Genomic DNA, 15,880 nt, shown 5'->3' with positions numbered 1-15,880 from the left:
TAAAACGATAATTGTAAATATGACACGGAAACTTAGAATGGGAATGATAGGAGGCGGTAAGGATGCCTTCATTGGTGCAATTCACCGTATTGCAGCCAATATGGACGGACTGATTGAGCTGACTGCCGGCGCCCTCAGCATTAATAACGACGTAGCAGTAGAATCAGGTAAAATGTTGTTCCTCGATCCGGAACGCACCTACCTCGATTTTAAAACCATGCTGGAAAATGAAGCGAAAATGCCGGCAGAGAAACGGCTGGACTTCGTAACCATCGTTACGCCAAACTTCGCCCATTTTGAACCTGCCATGATGGCGCTGGACCTGGGTTTCAACGTAGTTATCGAAAAACCGATCACGTTTTCCCTCGACGAAGCCAAACAATTAAAAGCAAAAGTAGAAGCTACCGGCTTAACGCTTTTACTCACACATACCTACACCGGCTACCCTATGGTAAAACAAGCCAGGCAGATGGTGAAAGACGGCGCACTGGGCAAAATCCGTAAAGTATGGGTGGAATATCCGCAGGGATGGCTCAGCAAACTCAGTGAAAGAGAAGGTAACGCACAGGCAGCCTGGAGAACAGATCCAAAAAAATCAGGTAAAAGCGGCTGTATGGGCGACATCGGTACCCACGCAGCGAACCTGGCAGAATATATCACCGGCGCTAAAATTGAAAAATTGTGCGCTGATCTCAACATTATGGTTCCAGGCCGCGCGCTGGACGACGACGGCGCAGTATTGCTCCGCTTCGACAACGGCGCTGCCGGCGTATTAATGGCATCGCAGGTGGCAGCCGGTGAAGAGAACGCCCTGAAGATCCGTGTATACGGCGAAAAGGGTGGCCTCGAATGGGCACAGCACGAGCCTAATACCCTCCTGGTAAAATGGCTGGATAAACCAACCGAAATTTACCGCGCAGGCGGCGGATACAATTTCCAGTCGTCTTACATGACCCACAACACCCGCACGCCGGGCGGCCATCCGGAAGGATACCTGGAAGCATTCGGTAACCTGTACCGCAACTTCGCCCAAACGCTATCTGCAAAGATCGATGGTGTTCAGCCATCTCCGGAATCACTGGATTTCCCGGGTACAGAAGAAGGCGTACGTGGTATGGCATTCATCGACAACGTAGTACGCTCTTCACAAAGCGATGCTAAATGGACTAACTTCGAGATATAGCATATGAAAACGATAAAAGGACCTGGTATTTTTCTGGCGCAGTTCATGGGAGAAGAAGCGCCGTTCAATAATCTGAAATCTATCTGTGAATGGGCCGCCTCCATTGGTTTCAAAGGAGTACAGATCCCCACCTGGGAAACGCGCCTGATAGACCTGCAAAAGGCTGCTGAAAGCAAAACCTATGCAGATGAAATCAAGGGCATTGTTAATGCAGCCGGGCTTGAAATCACCGAACTGAGCACACACCTGCAGGGGCAGTTGGTAGCAGTAAATCCTGCTTTTACGGAGATGTTCGACGGCTTTGCGCCTGCACAATATCACAATAATATCCAGGCACGCACGGAGTGGGCGGTAAATCAGCTGAAGTATGCTGCGAAAGCCAGCCGTAACCTGGGCCTCAATGCCCACGCCACATTCAGCGGCGCCCTATTGTGGGCCCCGGCGATGTACCCGTGGCCACAACGTCCGGCAGGATTGGTGGAAACAGGTTTTGCTGAACTGGCAAAACGCTGGCTCCCGATCCTCAATGAATTTGATGCCAACGGCGTAGACGTTTGCTATGAAATTCACCCGGGAGAGGACCTGCACGATGGTATCACCTTTGAGCGCTTCCTGGAAGCCACCGGTAACCATACCCGCGCCAACCTGCTGTACGATCCAAGTCACTTGTTGCTGCAATGCCTCGATTATCTGGAATATATCGATATTTACCACGAAAGGATTAAAGCCTTTCACGTAAAAGATGCAGAGTTCAACGCCACCGGCCGCTCCGGCGTTTACGGCGGATACCAGGCATGGATCGATCGTCCGGGCCGTTTCCGCTCTCTGGGCGATGGCCAGGTAGACTTTAAATCCATCTTCAGTAAAATGGCCCAATACGATTTTGCCGGCTGGGCCGTTATGGAGTGGGAATGTTGTATTAAACATCCGGAAGATGGCGCTAAAGAAGGCGCCCCCTTCATCAAGGATCATATTATCCGTGTCACTGAAAAGGCATTTGATGACTTTGCAGGAGGCGGTACAGATGATGCCTTCAATAAAAGAATATTAGGCTTGTAAGCCAACCAATCCACCGATCGTTAGTAAACAATAACCAAATAAAAAAATCAACAAATGAGAAAGAGATATCTGGCGCCGCTCGTATTAAGTGTATTATTCTTTGCAGCTTGCGGAGGTGGTGAGAAAAAAGCAGAAAACGCAGACACCGTTAGCACTCATGAAAGCCCAGCAGCAGATAATTCAATGGTTTCACCAAATGCCAACAAACCAGTAAGCAAAGGCGAAACACTGATGGCTGAAAGCGATTGTAAAACATGTCATAAAGAAGAAATGAAAGTGGTAGGACCTGCCCTGAAAGACATTGCAGGCAAGTATCCTAACACACCGGAGAATGTGGAAAAACTGGCCGATAAAGTAATCAAAGGCGGTTCAGGTAACTGGGGCGAAGTAGCTATGTTGCCACACCCACAGATTTCAAAAGAAGATGCCAAAGAAATGGTAAGCTATATCTTATCTATTGGCAAATAATTGATTTATCATAAACTCAATCATCCGGAATGAAAAAATTAATCATGGGTGCACTGATGGTAGCTGCCGTTCTCGGTACCACCGCAGTAAAAGCCCAGAAATTAAATACCCTGTCAGCGAAGGAGAAGAAGCAAGGATGGGTACTCCTGTTCGATGGTACTTCTACCAAAGGCTGGCATACTTACCTGAAATCCACAGCCAGTCCCGCATGGGGCGTAACTGATGGTGCGATTGGCCTGAACCAGGAAGCCAAAAAGAATGGCGCACCCGGCGGAGATCTCGTTACTGACGCAGAATACGAAAATTATGAGCTGAGTTACGAATGGAAAATTTCTCCCGGCGGCAACAGCGGTCTTATCTTCAGCGTTCATGAAGATCCTTCTTTAAGCCAAACTTACCTCTCCGGTCCTGAAATGCAGGTGATTGATGATGCCGGCCATCCCGATGGTAAAAACCCAAAACACAATGCGGGTGAATTATACGATCTCATCAAAGCTTCTACCAGGCCCGCCAAACCGGTTGGTGAATGGAATTCCGCCAAATTAACGAAGAAAGATGGTCACCTGACCCTCTGGCTCAATGGCGTGAAAACTGCCGAAACTACCATGGGCACACCAGAATGGGATGCACTGGTAGCAAAAAGCAAATTCCACGACTGGAAAGAGTTCGGCAAACATGCGAAAGGTCATATCGCCCTGCAGGATCATGGCGATGATGTATGGTACCGTAATATCAAAATAAGAGTTCTTTAATTTCCGATAGCGCAAAGGCATTAAGCAAAAAGCTACTGAAGCGGAGATGGGCGCTCGCTTATCTCAATACTTCAGTAGCTTTTTGCTTTTTACTTCTCTGATTTTTTTTATTTCCATTCCCACGTAAAATAAGATGAAAGCATTAACCGCGTTTATTACACTCTTGCTCCTCGCCGGCTCCATTTCCGTGCAGGCAAAGCATAAACACAAGACCAAAAGGGTGCTCGTGTTCTCAAAAACAAAAGGCTTCCGGCACGATTGCATTCCCGCTTCCAAAATAGCTATCATGCAACTCGGAAAGGAAAATGGCTTTGAAGTAGACACTACTGAAGATGCCAGTGCCTTTACTGCCGACAACCTGAAAAAATATGCAGCTGTCATTTTCAGCTGCACCACCGGCGACGTGCTAGACAGCGCCCAACAGGTGGCTTTTCAGAATTATATCCACAAAGGCGGTGCATGGATGGGTATCCACGCAGCTACAGATACGGAGTACGGCTGGCCGTGGTATAACAAACTGGCAGGCGCCTGGTTCCTGAGTCATCCGAGCCAGCAAACAGCTACCCTCAAAGTAGTGGACCATAATCATCCGGCTACAAAAGATTTACCAGACGAATGGATCCGCAAAGACGAATGGTACAATTTCAAAGATCTTAACCCCGACGTACATGTGCTCATCAAAATTGATGAATCCAGTTATACCGGTGGCAAAAATGGTGATAACCATCCAATGTGCTGGTATCACAGCTTTGAAGGCGGCCGCGCCTTTTATACCGAAATGGGCCATGTGAAAGAAGCTTACCAGGACCCCGTATATCTGAAACATTTGCTGGGTGGCATCGAATACGCCATCGGCAACTGGAAACCCAAAAAATAATCCGTAATAATGAAACATACTCTCAGAATTTTTCTGCTGCTGGCACTCGTTGTTGTTGGTCTCGCAGCCTGTAAAAAATCACGCCCCGGTAAACCCAGGGTACTGGTATTTACCAAAACCAGCGGCTTCCGTCACAGCTCCATCCCTGTTGGTATTAAAGCCATTCAGAAACTGGGGTTGGAAAACGGATTTGATGTAGACACTACAGAAAATGCCGCTAAATTTAATGAAGATACCCTGGCGCAATATGCCGCCGTTATCTTCCTGAGCACTACCGGTGATGTGCTCAATAACTACCAGGAAGCCGATTTCGAAAGATATATCCAGGCAGGTGGTGGCTACGTAGGCGTACACGCAGCAGCCGACACCGAATACGAATGGGGCTGGTATAACCACCTCGCCGGTGCATGGTTCCAGAGCCATCCTCCGGGCGTTCATAAAGCTATAGTTGATGTAATTGAAAAGTCTTTTCCCGCTACAGAAGGACTTCCCGAAAAATGGGAACATACCGACGAGTGGTATAATTATAAAAATGTAGATACCACCACTACTGTATTGCTGAAACTGGACGAAAAGTCCTACCAGGGTGGTACTATGGGCGGCAATCACCCCATCAGCTGGTATCACGATTATGATGGCGGCCGCGCTTTTTATACCGGTCTTGGTCATACGGAAGAATCTTATACCGACAGCCTGTTCCTGAAACACCTCGCCGGCGGTATCAAATACGCCATTGGTAAAAACCAGGTACTTGACTACAGCGCCGCTAAAACGCTGCGTGTACCGGAAGAAGACCGCTTTACCAAAAATGTGCTGGTATCCGGTGAGTTCTTCGAACCAACGGAAATGGCTATACTCCCTAACCTGGATATCCTGGTGGCGCAACGCCGCGGGGAACTGATGCTCTACAATGCAGCAGAAAAGAAACTTTCACAGGTAGGTTTCCTCAAAGTATATCACCACACCGATGTACCAAAGGTAAATGCAGAAGAAGGATTCCTCGGCCTTGCCGCAGATCCCGACTTTAAAAACAATCACTACATCTATGCGATGTATTCACCGGTAGATACTTCCGTAAACCGTTTGTCCCGTTTCAAATTTGAAAACAACAAACTGGATATGTCTTCTGAAAAAGTAATCCTGCAATTCTACTCCCAGCGTGATATCTGCTGCCATACCGGCGGTTCTATTGCATTCGGGCCAGGCGGACTGCTGTACTTATCCACAGGCGACAACACCACGCCATTTGACGAACCCGGACAGCAATATGTGAGCAAAGGTTATGGTCCTACCGATGACCGTCCCGGTCACCTGCAGTATGATGACCGCCGCGGTTCTGCGAACACCAACGATCTCCGCGGAAAAATCATCCGTATCAAAGTAGAAGCAGATGGCTCCTATACTATTCCGGACGGTAACCTGTTCCCGAAAGGTACAAAAGGCACACGTCCTGAAATTTATGCAATGGGTACCCGTAACCCTTACCGGATGTCGGTAGACCAGAAAACAGGATATGTATACTGGGGAGAAGTAGGGCCGGATGCCAATAACGACGACTCCCTGCGAGGGCCGAGAGGATACGATGAAGTAAACCAGGCGAAAAAGCCCGGCTTCTTCGGTTACCCGATGTTTATTGCCAACAATAAACCTTACCGTCAATATAATTATGAAACAGGTGAAAGCGGTCCTTATTTTGATCCGCTGAAACCGATCAATGATTCCCGCAACAATACCGGTCTGAGAGAGTTGCCACCGGCTACTCCCGCCTTCATCTGGTATCCTTATGCGAAATCAGATGAGTTCCCGATTGTAGGTAGTGGTGGCCGTAACGCAGAGGCAGGCCCCATTTATCACAGCGAATTTTATCCAAAAGAAACCCGTTTCCCGGATTACTATAACGATAAACTGTTTATCTACGACTGGATCCGCGGATGGATAATGGCCGTAACCATGGATAAGAACGGCGACTTCTCCAAAATGGAAAAGTTTATGCCTAACACCAAGCTGAACGCACCCATCGATATGGAAATGGGTCCGGACGGCCGCCTGTATATCCTCGAATATGGTAACGGATGGTTCAGCAAAAATGCAGATGCAGGTCTTTCCCGCATTGATTTCAATGGCGGCAACCGCGCACCTGTAGCTAATATACACGCTACGCGCACCACCGGCGGCTTACCATTTAAAGTGAAATTAACCGCAGAAGGATCCAAAGATCCTGATGGCGATAAACTCACCTACCTCTGGAATTTTGGTAATGGCACAAAGAAAGAAACCACTGAGCCGAGTGTAGAATACACCTACAGTGCTGCAGGTGAATATCCTGTATTTGTGGAAGTGGCAGATGATAAAGGCGCCAAAACAAAGAGCAAATCCATTGACCTCTACGCCGGTAATGAAACACCTGATGTAAAGATCAATATTACCGGTAACCAGATGTTCTACTTCCCCGGTAAACCCATCCAGTATGCGGTTAATATCTCGGATAAGGAAGATGGCAATTCTGCAGATGGTAAACTGGACGCCAATAACATTTTTGTAAAGGCGGACTATGTAGAAGGTCGTGACAAAGCTGCACAACCACAGGGACACCAGATCATTACCGGTGCTATTGCCGGTAAAAATATCATGGAAGTATCCGATTGTAAAACCTGTCACAAGCCGGACGAAAAATCTATCGGGCCTTCTTTTAAGCAAATAACAGAAAAGTATAAGGACGATCCTGCCGCACCTGAAATGCTCGCTAAAAAGATCATCAACGGCGGTGGCGGCGTATGGGGCGAAACAGCCATGTCTGCACATCCAGGCATCTCTGTGGGTGAAGCAAAACAACTGGTGGAATATATTTATTCCATCGGTGGCAATGCACCTAAGGTACCATCCCTGCCCGTAACCGGCAGCGTCAACCCTACATTGGGCGGCGAACCAAAAGACAACGGTGTGTTATACCTGTTGGCCAGCTATACCGATAAGGGTGGTCCTGGCATTAAGCCTATCACCGGCACTGCTTCTGCAGAACTGATCAGCCCCAAACTGGCGGCGGCAGATTTCAGCAAAGCAGATGGCATGGCGGTATTCGCTGTAAATGGTACGAAGTTCCTTATTCCTTCTAACACAGCAGGATGGGCCACTTACAACAACCTGGATCTGACGGGTGTAAGCGGTATCGAACTCGCTTACCTGGTGCAGGAAACACCACAATCCGGCTTTATAGTAGAAGCATTCCTGGATGATGCCAACGGCACCCGCCTGGGTGAAGTGACCATTGGTCCGGGTGCACAACCAAAAGTTCCGAACAAGGTAAACTTCAACTTTACCCCGGTAACAGACGGCAAGAAACACAACCTGTATTTCCGCTACAAAGCAATTGATGCGGCGCAAAAAGTACAGTTGGGTATCGTGTCATTTACCCTGCATCCATAATACTAGTTTTTTATAAAAAGAAAGGGGAGCTCTGTATAAGAGTTCCCCTTTCTTTTTATAAGACAAATTCACTTATGCACGGCATAATTCCTGATAACAAACTGTTCTTCAAATCCCATGTCCAGGTATATGCCTTTCCCCATTTGTGAGGCCTGCAGCGTAGCATAGCGTGCATTCAGCGCCAGGGATTCATTCAATACAAACGCCATAATTTCATTGGCAAATCCTTTTCTTCTCGCCTCCGGAATCACGCCCACCCCATCTGCTCAGAACCCTTTATCCCTCCCTGCGCGATAATAATTTCTTCCCCCGTAGCATTCCAATAAGGGATGACCATTTTGCCGGAAGGAATACTATCCAGTGCCTTTCGCATTACTTCTTCCGTAATATCTCCGTTAAACCACAGTTTATTGGGCCATTCCAGGCCAGGCACACTGCACCAGCTGAAATCCAGCGTTTCTACACAGGCGTTGAAAGGGGTGCTGGCTATACGCCATACATCAACCAGGTTGTTGATGTTTGCTTTAACAATAGCAATCATTTTTGTTATTTATTACCGCCAAGATAGGAATATGACGGCATAAAAAAGGCTGCTTCCGTAACCGGAAACAGCCAGTTGTCTGATTGGGCACTCTTGTTATTTCTTTGGTTTGGCGCTCATATAAAAAGTGATGGTGCCGCCGTTCATGATATCGGCATGTGTGATATACAAACGGTTCAACGGCGTGCCGTTGAGCAATACCTTTTGTACATATACATTTTTATCACCCTGATTTTTTACATCCACCACAAAGGTTTTACCGTTTTCCAGCTGCAGCGTTGCTTTATCAATAGCCGGGCTGCCCAGCGAATACTGGTCGGAACCAGGGCAAACCGGGTAGAAGCCCAGCGTGGTGAAAATGTACCAGGCGCTCATTTGTCCGCAGTCGTCATTACCGCCAAGACCATCAGGTCCCGGGTGGTACATCTTTTTCAGGATCATGCGTACACGCTCCTGTGTTTTCCACGGATAGCCGGTCCAGTTATACAGGTAAGCCACATGATGCGAAGGCTCGTTGCCATGAACGTAGTTACCGATAATGCCATCGCGGGTGATATCTTCTGTTTCAGCAAAAAATTTATCGGGCAATTCCATGGTAAACAGGGAATCGAGGTGAATGGTAAATTGTTTCTTACCACCCATCATGGCAATCATTTCATCGGGGTAGTGAGGCACATATAAACTATAGTTCCAGGCGTTCCCCTCAATAAAGCCCTGGTCGTGCGTTTGCAGGGCATCAAAGTTAGCTTTAAAGGTACCGTCGTTCAGTTTTGGACGCATGAAACCGGTGTTGGAATCGTATACATTCTTATAATTCAGCGAACGTTTAATAAATTCTTCATAGAGATCTGTCCGCCCTAATTTCTTAGCTACCTGTGCAATACACCAATCGTCATATGCATACTCCAGGGTTTTGGAAACCGAAGAACCGTTTTTATCTTCCGGTATATAACCCCTGTCGATATAATATTCCAATCCGTCGTAAGTGCGGTGACGCGCCGTCGTTACGCATGCATCCAGTGCTTTGTTCACATCAAACGGAGCGTTGCCTTTCATGATGGCATCAGCAATAACGGACACGCTGTGATAGCCGATCATGCACCAGTTTTCATTGGCATAATGCGACCAGATAGGCAGCATGTGTTGTGCACTTTGTTCATAGTGATTCAGCATCGACTGGATCATATCGGCATTCCGTTTCGGCTGGATCACATTAAACAGTGGGTGCAATGCCCGGTAGGTATCCCAGAGTGAAAAGGTAGTATAGTTCGTATACCCGTTTGCGGTATGAATGTTCATATCCAGTCCGCGGTATTGTCCGTCCACATCCATGTAAGTGGTAGGGTTGATGAACGCATGGTACATGGCGGTATAGAAGTTTTCTTTCTCTTCCCGGCTTTTTGATTCAATATGAATTTTATTCAGCTCTTTGGTCCAAAGTGCCTGTCCATCGCGTTTTACCTGGTCGAAATCCCAACCCGGAATTTCCGCCCGCAGGTTTTTCAGTGCGCCCTCGGTACTGACCGGAGATAAAGCAAATTTAATTTTGACCTTTTCACCGGGTGTTGTTTTAAAGTCGAAATAGGCGCGGATCTGTTTTCCTGCCATTTCCGGGAAGTTCTTCGACTGGTCAAACTTTCTCCAGAAGCCTTTGTACACATCTTTGGCATAATTCTGATGCCCGTACTGAACAAAGGGTTTCGAGAAGGTCATGGCAAAATATTCTATTCTCGTACGTGCCCAACCGTTAGTTTGGCGGAACCCGGTGATCAGGGTATCATTTTCTACCCGGATAAAGGTCCACACGTTTTTATTGTCGTAGTTGTAAATACCGGACATCATATCCAGGATGATATGCGCCTGGCCGGTACCGGGAAAAGTATACTGGTGAAATCCCACGCGGTTGCTGGCGGTAAGTTCTGCGAGGATGTTATCATCTTCCAGTTTCACTTTATAGTAAGCAGGCTCCGCTATTTCCGTGCTATGGGAAAATTTAGATCTGTAGCCACTTTCAGGATGATCTGCCGTACCGGGGTTTAATTGCAGTGCGCCCACGGTAGGCATGATGAGAAAATCACCCAGGTCGGAATGGCCGGTACCGCTGAAGTGGGTATGACTGAAGCCAACAATCGTTTTATCTTCATACTGATAACCCGCGCAATACTTATATACATCGGGGTTATACTTCCCATTCATTTCGTAAGGAATGGTATCGGTTTCAGGACTAAGCTGCACCATACCAAAAGGCACCGTAGCACCCGGATAGGTGTGGCCCATCCGCTGTGTGCCGGTAATCGGCTTCACATATTGTATTACATTCTCCTGTGCCATTGCGCACAGGGATGGAAAGAAGAGTAAAGGTAAAAGTAGTTTCCTCATAGCGGTTGATTTTAGCGGAGGTTGTCTTATTCAGGATTACGCTGATTTTGTTGATTTCACTGAATTTTTTTTAAATAATTTGAAAGAAAATCTTTTAAAATCAAAAAAAATCAAAAGAGAAAAATCAACAAAATCAGCGTAATCCTGAGTAAGACAACCTTCGTGTAAGAAATTTGGTACATCCCGAAGAGTCGGGATGAAATATTTCAGTGAACAATGAAAATCGTTTACAGGCGGTATATATTACTTATTCGCTGTTGCTGAATAGGAATAAGGATAAGCCGCCGGATCGGTTCCTCTTGATTTCTCAGGAGTAGCGCCCATGTTAAATTCCAGGGTACCGCCTTTCTGCAGGTCCTGGTGGCTGATCCAGTTCTTCGTATAAGGCTGCCCGTTAAGGGAGGCCTTTTGCACATACAGGTTCGTGTCGCTGTTGCCCGGAGCATTGATCACCATTTTCTTACCATCTTCGAAAGTCATGGTCAGTTTGGAGAAGAGTGGCGTACCCAGTACATATTGTTGAGTACCCGGACAAACAGGATAGAAGCCCATGGCGGAGAACACGTACCAGGCGCTGGTTTGACCGTTGTCTTCATCACCACAGTATCCATCCGGGGTGGCTTTGTACAAACGGCTCATTACCTGGCGGATCCAGTATTGTGTTTTCCAGGGCTGGCCTGCATAATTATATAAATAGATCATGTGCTGAATGGGTTGGTTGCCGTGTGCATACTGTCCCATGTTCATGATCTGCATTTCGCGTATTTCGTGGATAACGGTGCCATAGTAGCTTTCATCAAATACCGGCGGCATATTGAAAACGGAATCAAGCATTTTGGCAAACATTTCACGGCCGCCCATTAGTTTGGCCAGGCCTTGCACATCGTGGAATACAGACCAGGTATAGTGCCAGCTGTTTCCTTCTGTAAAGGCATCTCCCCATTTGAATGGATTGAACGGCGCCTGGAATTTGCCATCCTTGTTTTTTCCACGCATCAGTTTTGTTTCCGGATCAAAGAGATTACGGTAGTTCTGGGAACGTTTTTCAAAACGGTCGATTTCGTTCTTCGGACGGTTGAGTGCTTTTGCCAGCTGATAGATGGTGAAATCGTCGTATGCATATTCCAGTGTACGTGCAGCGTTTTCGTTTACTTCCACATCGTAAGGCACGTAGCCGAGTGTGTTGTAATATTTAACGCCCAGGCGGCCTACAGAGCTGAGCGGACCTTCGTTTTCCGTGTTTTTCAGAATCGCTTTGTACAGGTTATTGATGTCGTATCCGCGGATACCTTTTAAATAAGCGTCAGCGATCAGGGATGCGGAGTTGGAACCCACCATGCAATCGCGGTGACCGGGACTTGCCCACTCAGGTAACCAGCCGCTTTCATTGTAAGCGTTGGATAGTCCTTCCATGATATGCGAGCTAAGCGTAGGATACATCAGGGTAAAGAAAGGATGTACTGCACGGAAAGTGTCCCAGAACCCGTTATCGGTGAACATGTAGCCTGGTAACACCTGGCCATTGAACGGGCTGTAGTGTACGATTTCGTTCTTTGCGTTGATTTCATAGAACTTGCGCGGGAAGAGCATGGTACGGTACAGGGAAGAGTAGAAGGTGCTTACCTGTTCGCTGGTACCGCCTTCTATGGCCAATCTGCCGAGTTCCTGGTTCCAGCTGTCTTTTGCTTTCTTACAGGTAGCGTCAAAATTATCCTGGCCGATTTCGCGTTGCAGGTTTAATTCTGCCTGTTCAAAACTGATAAAGGAAGACGCGGTTTTAATTCCCACCTTCTCTCCTTTCTTTGTTTTAAAACCAACCACGGCGCCGGTATGATCTGCCTGCAGTTCCAGCTGGCCTTTCACCAGTACCGAGTCATGCCAGATATCGGCTACCGTAAATGGTTTATCAAATTTGATAACGAAGTAGTTTTTGAAATTGGAAGGTACGCCACCGCTGTTTTTGGTGGTATATCCAATGATCTTCTTTTCGTCCGGCAATATTTTAATATAGGAACCTTTGTCGAATGCGTCTACCACGATAAAAGCGCTGTCGGTAGCGGGGTAGGTAAAACGCAGCTGGGCGGCTCTTTCCGTGGGCGTAATTTCCGTGGTAACATCCGGGTCGGCCAGGTATACGCTGTAATAGTATGGTTTCGCTACTTCTGATTTATGAGAAAACCAGCTCGCACGTTTGTTTTGATCAAACTTCACGGTGCCGGTAACGGGCATAATGGCAAACTGGCCATAGTCGTTGATCCAGGGTGAAGGTTGGTGTGTTTGCTTGAATCCCCTGATTTTATCAGCGGTATATTGATATGCCCAGCCATTCCCCATGGTATTGGTTTGTGGCATCCAGAAGTTCATACCCCAGGGCAGGGCAATGGCAGGATAGGTGTTCCCGTTTGATAAGCTCACTTTGGAATCAGTGCCCATCAGGGTATTTACCCAGTCCGCCGGCTCAGCAACTTTATTTACCGTTTGGCTGTGTGCACCATGCAGGCATAATAAAGCGGCTGCTAACAGTCCAACTTTTTTCATGATTAGATATTATATACAACAAAAATGATCCTTAGGCCAATATCACACTCCGTTGTGTGAAGATACCGTGAAATTTTTACAAAATCGATTTAGCACAGGTACAGAAAAAAAAGATTCATCGAATCCTTTTCTCTTAAACGACAATAGCCGGTTCTAAAAGTATAAATATTTTTCCATCATTTGCAAGTATTTAACGGTTTTTTTACGAGCGGTACCGGCAATTAAGCCGATCCCCGCAGGATGAACTTTCCGGGCAATTCTATCGCCGTTTTCTTCATTGGCCCGCTGTTTTTGTCCAGCTGATGCATAAGCAGGTCTATGGCCGTTTTGGCAATGCCTTCTATCGGCTGTTCTATCACCGATATACCGGGAGGATATAAACGGAAGATATCGTGATCGTCGAAACAGAGCACGGCAATATCATCGGGCATCTTCAATCCCATCCTGGCGATTACTTCCAGTCCCAGGATACCCAGGTAGTTGGTGGAGAAAAAGATGGCGTCCAGCTCCGGGTTGGCTTCTATAAAGGCCTGCAGCTCATTCAGCGAGTCTTCCCGCTGCCGGTGGTACTGCAACTGCAGGATATGTTTTTTCTTTACGGGGATCTTATGTTCTTTCAGTGCCGTGGTGTAGCCCCGCAGGCGCTCCTCCAGTTGTATCAGTTTCACGTCCACCATTACAAAGCCTATTTTGGTGAGGCCTTTGCCTATCAGGTGTTTCATCCCCTGCTGCACACCGTCAAAGTTATTGATCAGCACATAGGGCGTTTTGATAGATGGAAAATAGCTGTCCATCAGCACTACCGGCTTATGCTGGTGCACCAGTTGCTGGATTTCTTTTTCCATACCTGGTGCAGGCGTAATCAGGTAACCGTCTACCATTTGCCGGCCAAGCATACGGATTAACTCCCCGCCTTTCTGCGCATTGTTTTCGGTGCTGCAATACACCACATTGTATCCTTTGCGCTCTGCTTCCGTTTCAATTGTTTTAGCAAGACTTGCAAAAAAACTTCCGGAAATACTTTCCACAATCAGACCCAGGGTCTTGGATTGCCCGGTGCGGAGGTTCACCGCCATACGGTGAGGCTCATACCCGGATTTTTCCGCCACCTGCATGATCCTGGTGGCTACCTCGTCGCGGATACGCATTTGCTTCCCCTTTCCGTTTAAAACGAAAGATACCGTGGAAGGCGCTACTCCGGCCATTTTTGCAACATCCTTAAGGGTTAATCGCTTCATGTATAGTGATTGGTTTTGGCATATATGAAAATGGAATTACCTGGACATTCCCACACATCCATCTATTACATATTACAGGGTATGTTACCCTCTGACAGATACACATTGAAACGGAAATTACAAAAATACCTGTAATTACTACCAGGGAAGAAAAAAATGGTTATCTTCAGTAGCCCCGTACGGCATAATATATCTTCCGTGGGAACGTTATAATAATCTACCGGCTCCTGGCCAACATTATTACAACTGTAGTAAAAAATACACTGAGCATATGAAGCAACTTTCTCAACTTACTGACCCGGTTTACATCAAGCCTACACATGAAACTGCACTTGACCGTCTTTTCAAAAGCTGGATCAGGGATGAACGCGACCTTCCCTTTGTGTACCTGACACTGAAAATTACTTTCACCCTCTGGCCGCTGGCTATCCTCATGTATATTCCCGGAATAAATAACTGGGTTTGGTGGGGCGCTGCTATTGCTTACCAGTTCCTGAATAACTTTACTTTCAAAGGGCCTTTTGGCCTGATGCTGCATTGCACCAGCCACCGTGCTTTCTTTGAAAAAAAATACCAGTTCTGGAATAATTATCTGCCCTGGGCCATCGGTCCGTTGTTCGGCCAAACGCCGGAAGGCTATTATTCTCATCATATTGGCATGCATCATCCGGAAAATAATATGCCCGACGATGATAGCTGCACCATGATCTACCAGCGCGACTCCCTCCGTGGATTTCTTTCTTACCTGGGAAGCTTTATCACTTTCGGTGTTTATGATACCGCCCGCTATCATTTACAGAGAAAAAGAAGTAAACTGATGGTAAAACTGGTAAGGGGAGAAGTATTATTTCTCGGCGCCTGCGTTGGTTTATCCTTTATCAACTTCCCTGCTACTTTCGTGGTATTTATATTACCGTTTATGATTTCCCGCGTAATCATGATGGTGGGCAACTGGGCGCAACATGCTTTTATCTGCCCGGAAGAACCGGATAATTCCTATAAAAACAGCATCACCTGTATCAATACAAAGTATAACCATAAATGCTGGAACGATGGCTATCATATCAGTCATCACGTAAAACCAAACATGCATTGGACAGAGCATCCCGTATACTTCACTAAAACACTGGACGAATACATCAGCAACGAAGCTATCGTATTTGATGGCATCCATTTCCTGCATGTATGGGCTTTCCTTATGGGCAAACGTTACGACCTGCTGGCAAAACACTTTGTGAATATCGGCGACCGCTTCCAGACAGATGCTGAAATCATTTGCTTTCTGAAGCAGCGTACCCGTAAAATTACCGCACTGCCTGTACCGGCAGCTGTGGCTGCAGCCTGATAATATTACTGTCTATTTACGGGAGGTTTTCTTTTATAAGGTTACAATTCCCTTGCATTCTCACATTTTTAAGATAA

12 protein-coding genes are annotated in these 15,880 nt (G+C 46.9%); 7 read left to right on the top strand and 5 right to left on the bottom strand.

Features of this window, described 5'->3' with window-relative positions; all coding sequences use genetic code 11:
* Window positions 1–19 precede the first annotated feature (19 nt).
* The 6 genes from QFZ48_RS07990 to QFZ48_RS07965 all read left to right on the top strand — a co-directional run bounded on the left by QFZ48_RS07990 (window position 20) and on the right by QFZ48_RS07965 (window position 7,762).
* Window positions 20–1,183: a Gfo/Idh/MocA family protein gene (locus QFZ48_RS07990; RefSeq protein WP_429044241.1), complete on the top strand. Its 1,164-nt coding sequence runs from the start codon at window positions 20–22 to the stop codon at window positions 1,181–1,183.
* 3 nt (window positions 1,184–1,186) lie between these two features.
* On the top strand, window positions 1,187–2,242 hold the full coding sequence (locus QFZ48_RS07985) for a sugar phosphate isomerase/epimerase family protein (protein ID WP_370911086.1): 1,056 nt from the start codon (window positions 1,187–1,189) through the stop codon (window positions 2,240–2,242).
* Window positions 2,243–2,296: 54 nt separating this feature from the next.
* Complete coding sequence (locus tag QFZ48_RS07980) at window positions 2,297–2,710, top strand: c-type cytochrome (RefSeq protein WP_429061880.1); 414 nt, start codon at window positions 2,297–2,299, stop codon at window positions 2,708–2,710.
* A 29-nt stretch (window positions 2,711–2,739) separates the two neighbouring features.
* Complete coding sequence (locus QFZ48_RS07975; protein WP_429044246.1) at window positions 2,740–3,462, top strand: 3-keto-disaccharide hydrolase; 723 nt, start codon at window positions 2,740–2,742, stop codon at window positions 3,460–3,462.
* Window positions 3,463–3,595: 133 nt separating this feature from the next.
* A complete protein-coding gene (locus tag QFZ48_RS07970; RefSeq protein WP_429061878.1) occupies window positions 3,596–4,339 on the top strand; it encodes a ThuA domain-containing protein in 744 nt (247 codons plus the stop codon).
* 9 nt (window positions 4,340–4,348) lie between these two features.
* A complete protein-coding gene (locus tag QFZ48_RS07965; protein ID WP_429061876.1) occupies window positions 4,349–7,762 on the top strand; it encodes a ThuA domain-containing protein in 3,414 nt (1,137 codons plus the stop codon).
* A gap of 68 nt (window positions 7,763–7,830) precedes the next feature.
* Here the strand turns inward: QFZ48_RS07965 and QFZ48_RS07960 are convergent, their stop codons facing one another.
* From QFZ48_RS07960 to QFZ48_RS07940, 5 genes are all read right to left on the bottom strand, one after another.
* On the bottom strand, window positions 7,831–8,019 hold the full coding sequence (locus QFZ48_RS07960; RefSeq protein WP_429061874.1) for a hypothetical protein: 189 nt from the start codon (window positions 8,017–8,019) through the stop codon (window positions 7,831–7,833).
* Window positions 8,010–8,303 (bottom strand): hypothetical protein, encoded by a 294-nt coding sequence (locus QFZ48_RS07955; protein ID WP_429061873.1) that lies wholly within the window; start codon window positions 8,301–8,303, stop codon window positions 8,010–8,012. The genes QFZ48_RS07960 and QFZ48_RS07955 overlap by 10 nt, the downstream gene beginning before the upstream one ends.
* A 96-nt stretch (window positions 8,304–8,399) precedes the next feature.
* Window positions 8,400–10,682, bottom strand: a complete 2,283-nt coding sequence (locus QFZ48_RS07950; protein ID WP_429061871.1) for a GH92 family glycosyl hydrolase — start codon at window positions 10,680–10,682, stop codon at window positions 8,400–8,402.
* A 243-nt stretch (window positions 10,683–10,925) separates the two neighbouring features.
* Complete coding sequence (locus QFZ48_RS07945) at window positions 10,926–13,220, bottom strand: GH92 family glycosyl hydrolase (protein ID WP_429061869.1); 2,295 nt, start codon at window positions 13,218–13,220, stop codon at window positions 10,926–10,928.
* Between the two features lie 221 nt (window positions 13,221–13,441).
* Window positions 13,442–14,458, bottom strand: a complete 1,017-nt coding sequence (locus tag QFZ48_RS07940; protein WP_370911078.1) for a LacI family DNA-binding transcriptional regulator — start codon at window positions 14,456–14,458, stop codon at window positions 13,442–13,444.
* A 271-nt stretch (window positions 14,459–14,729) separates the two neighbouring features.
* On the opposite strand from QFZ48_RS07940, the gene QFZ48_RS07935 reads away from it, so the two are divergent.
* Window positions 14,730–15,803 carry a fatty acid desaturase gene (locus tag QFZ48_RS07935; protein ID WP_429044262.1) on the top strand — a complete coding sequence of 358 codons (1,074 nt, stop codon included), beginning with the start codon at window positions 14,730–14,732 and terminating at the stop codon, window positions 15,801–15,803.
* Window positions 15,804–15,880 lie beyond the last annotated feature (77 nt).

Source organism: Chitinophaga sp. W2I13 (genome assembly GCF_050434005.1).
Taxonomy (GTDB): domain Bacteria; phylum Bacteroidota; class Bacteroidia; order Chitinophagales; family Chitinophagaceae; genus Chitinophaga.
The sequence above is the reverse complement of the archived record's forward strand: the minus strand, read 5'-3'. Positions and strand labels throughout refer to the sequence as shown.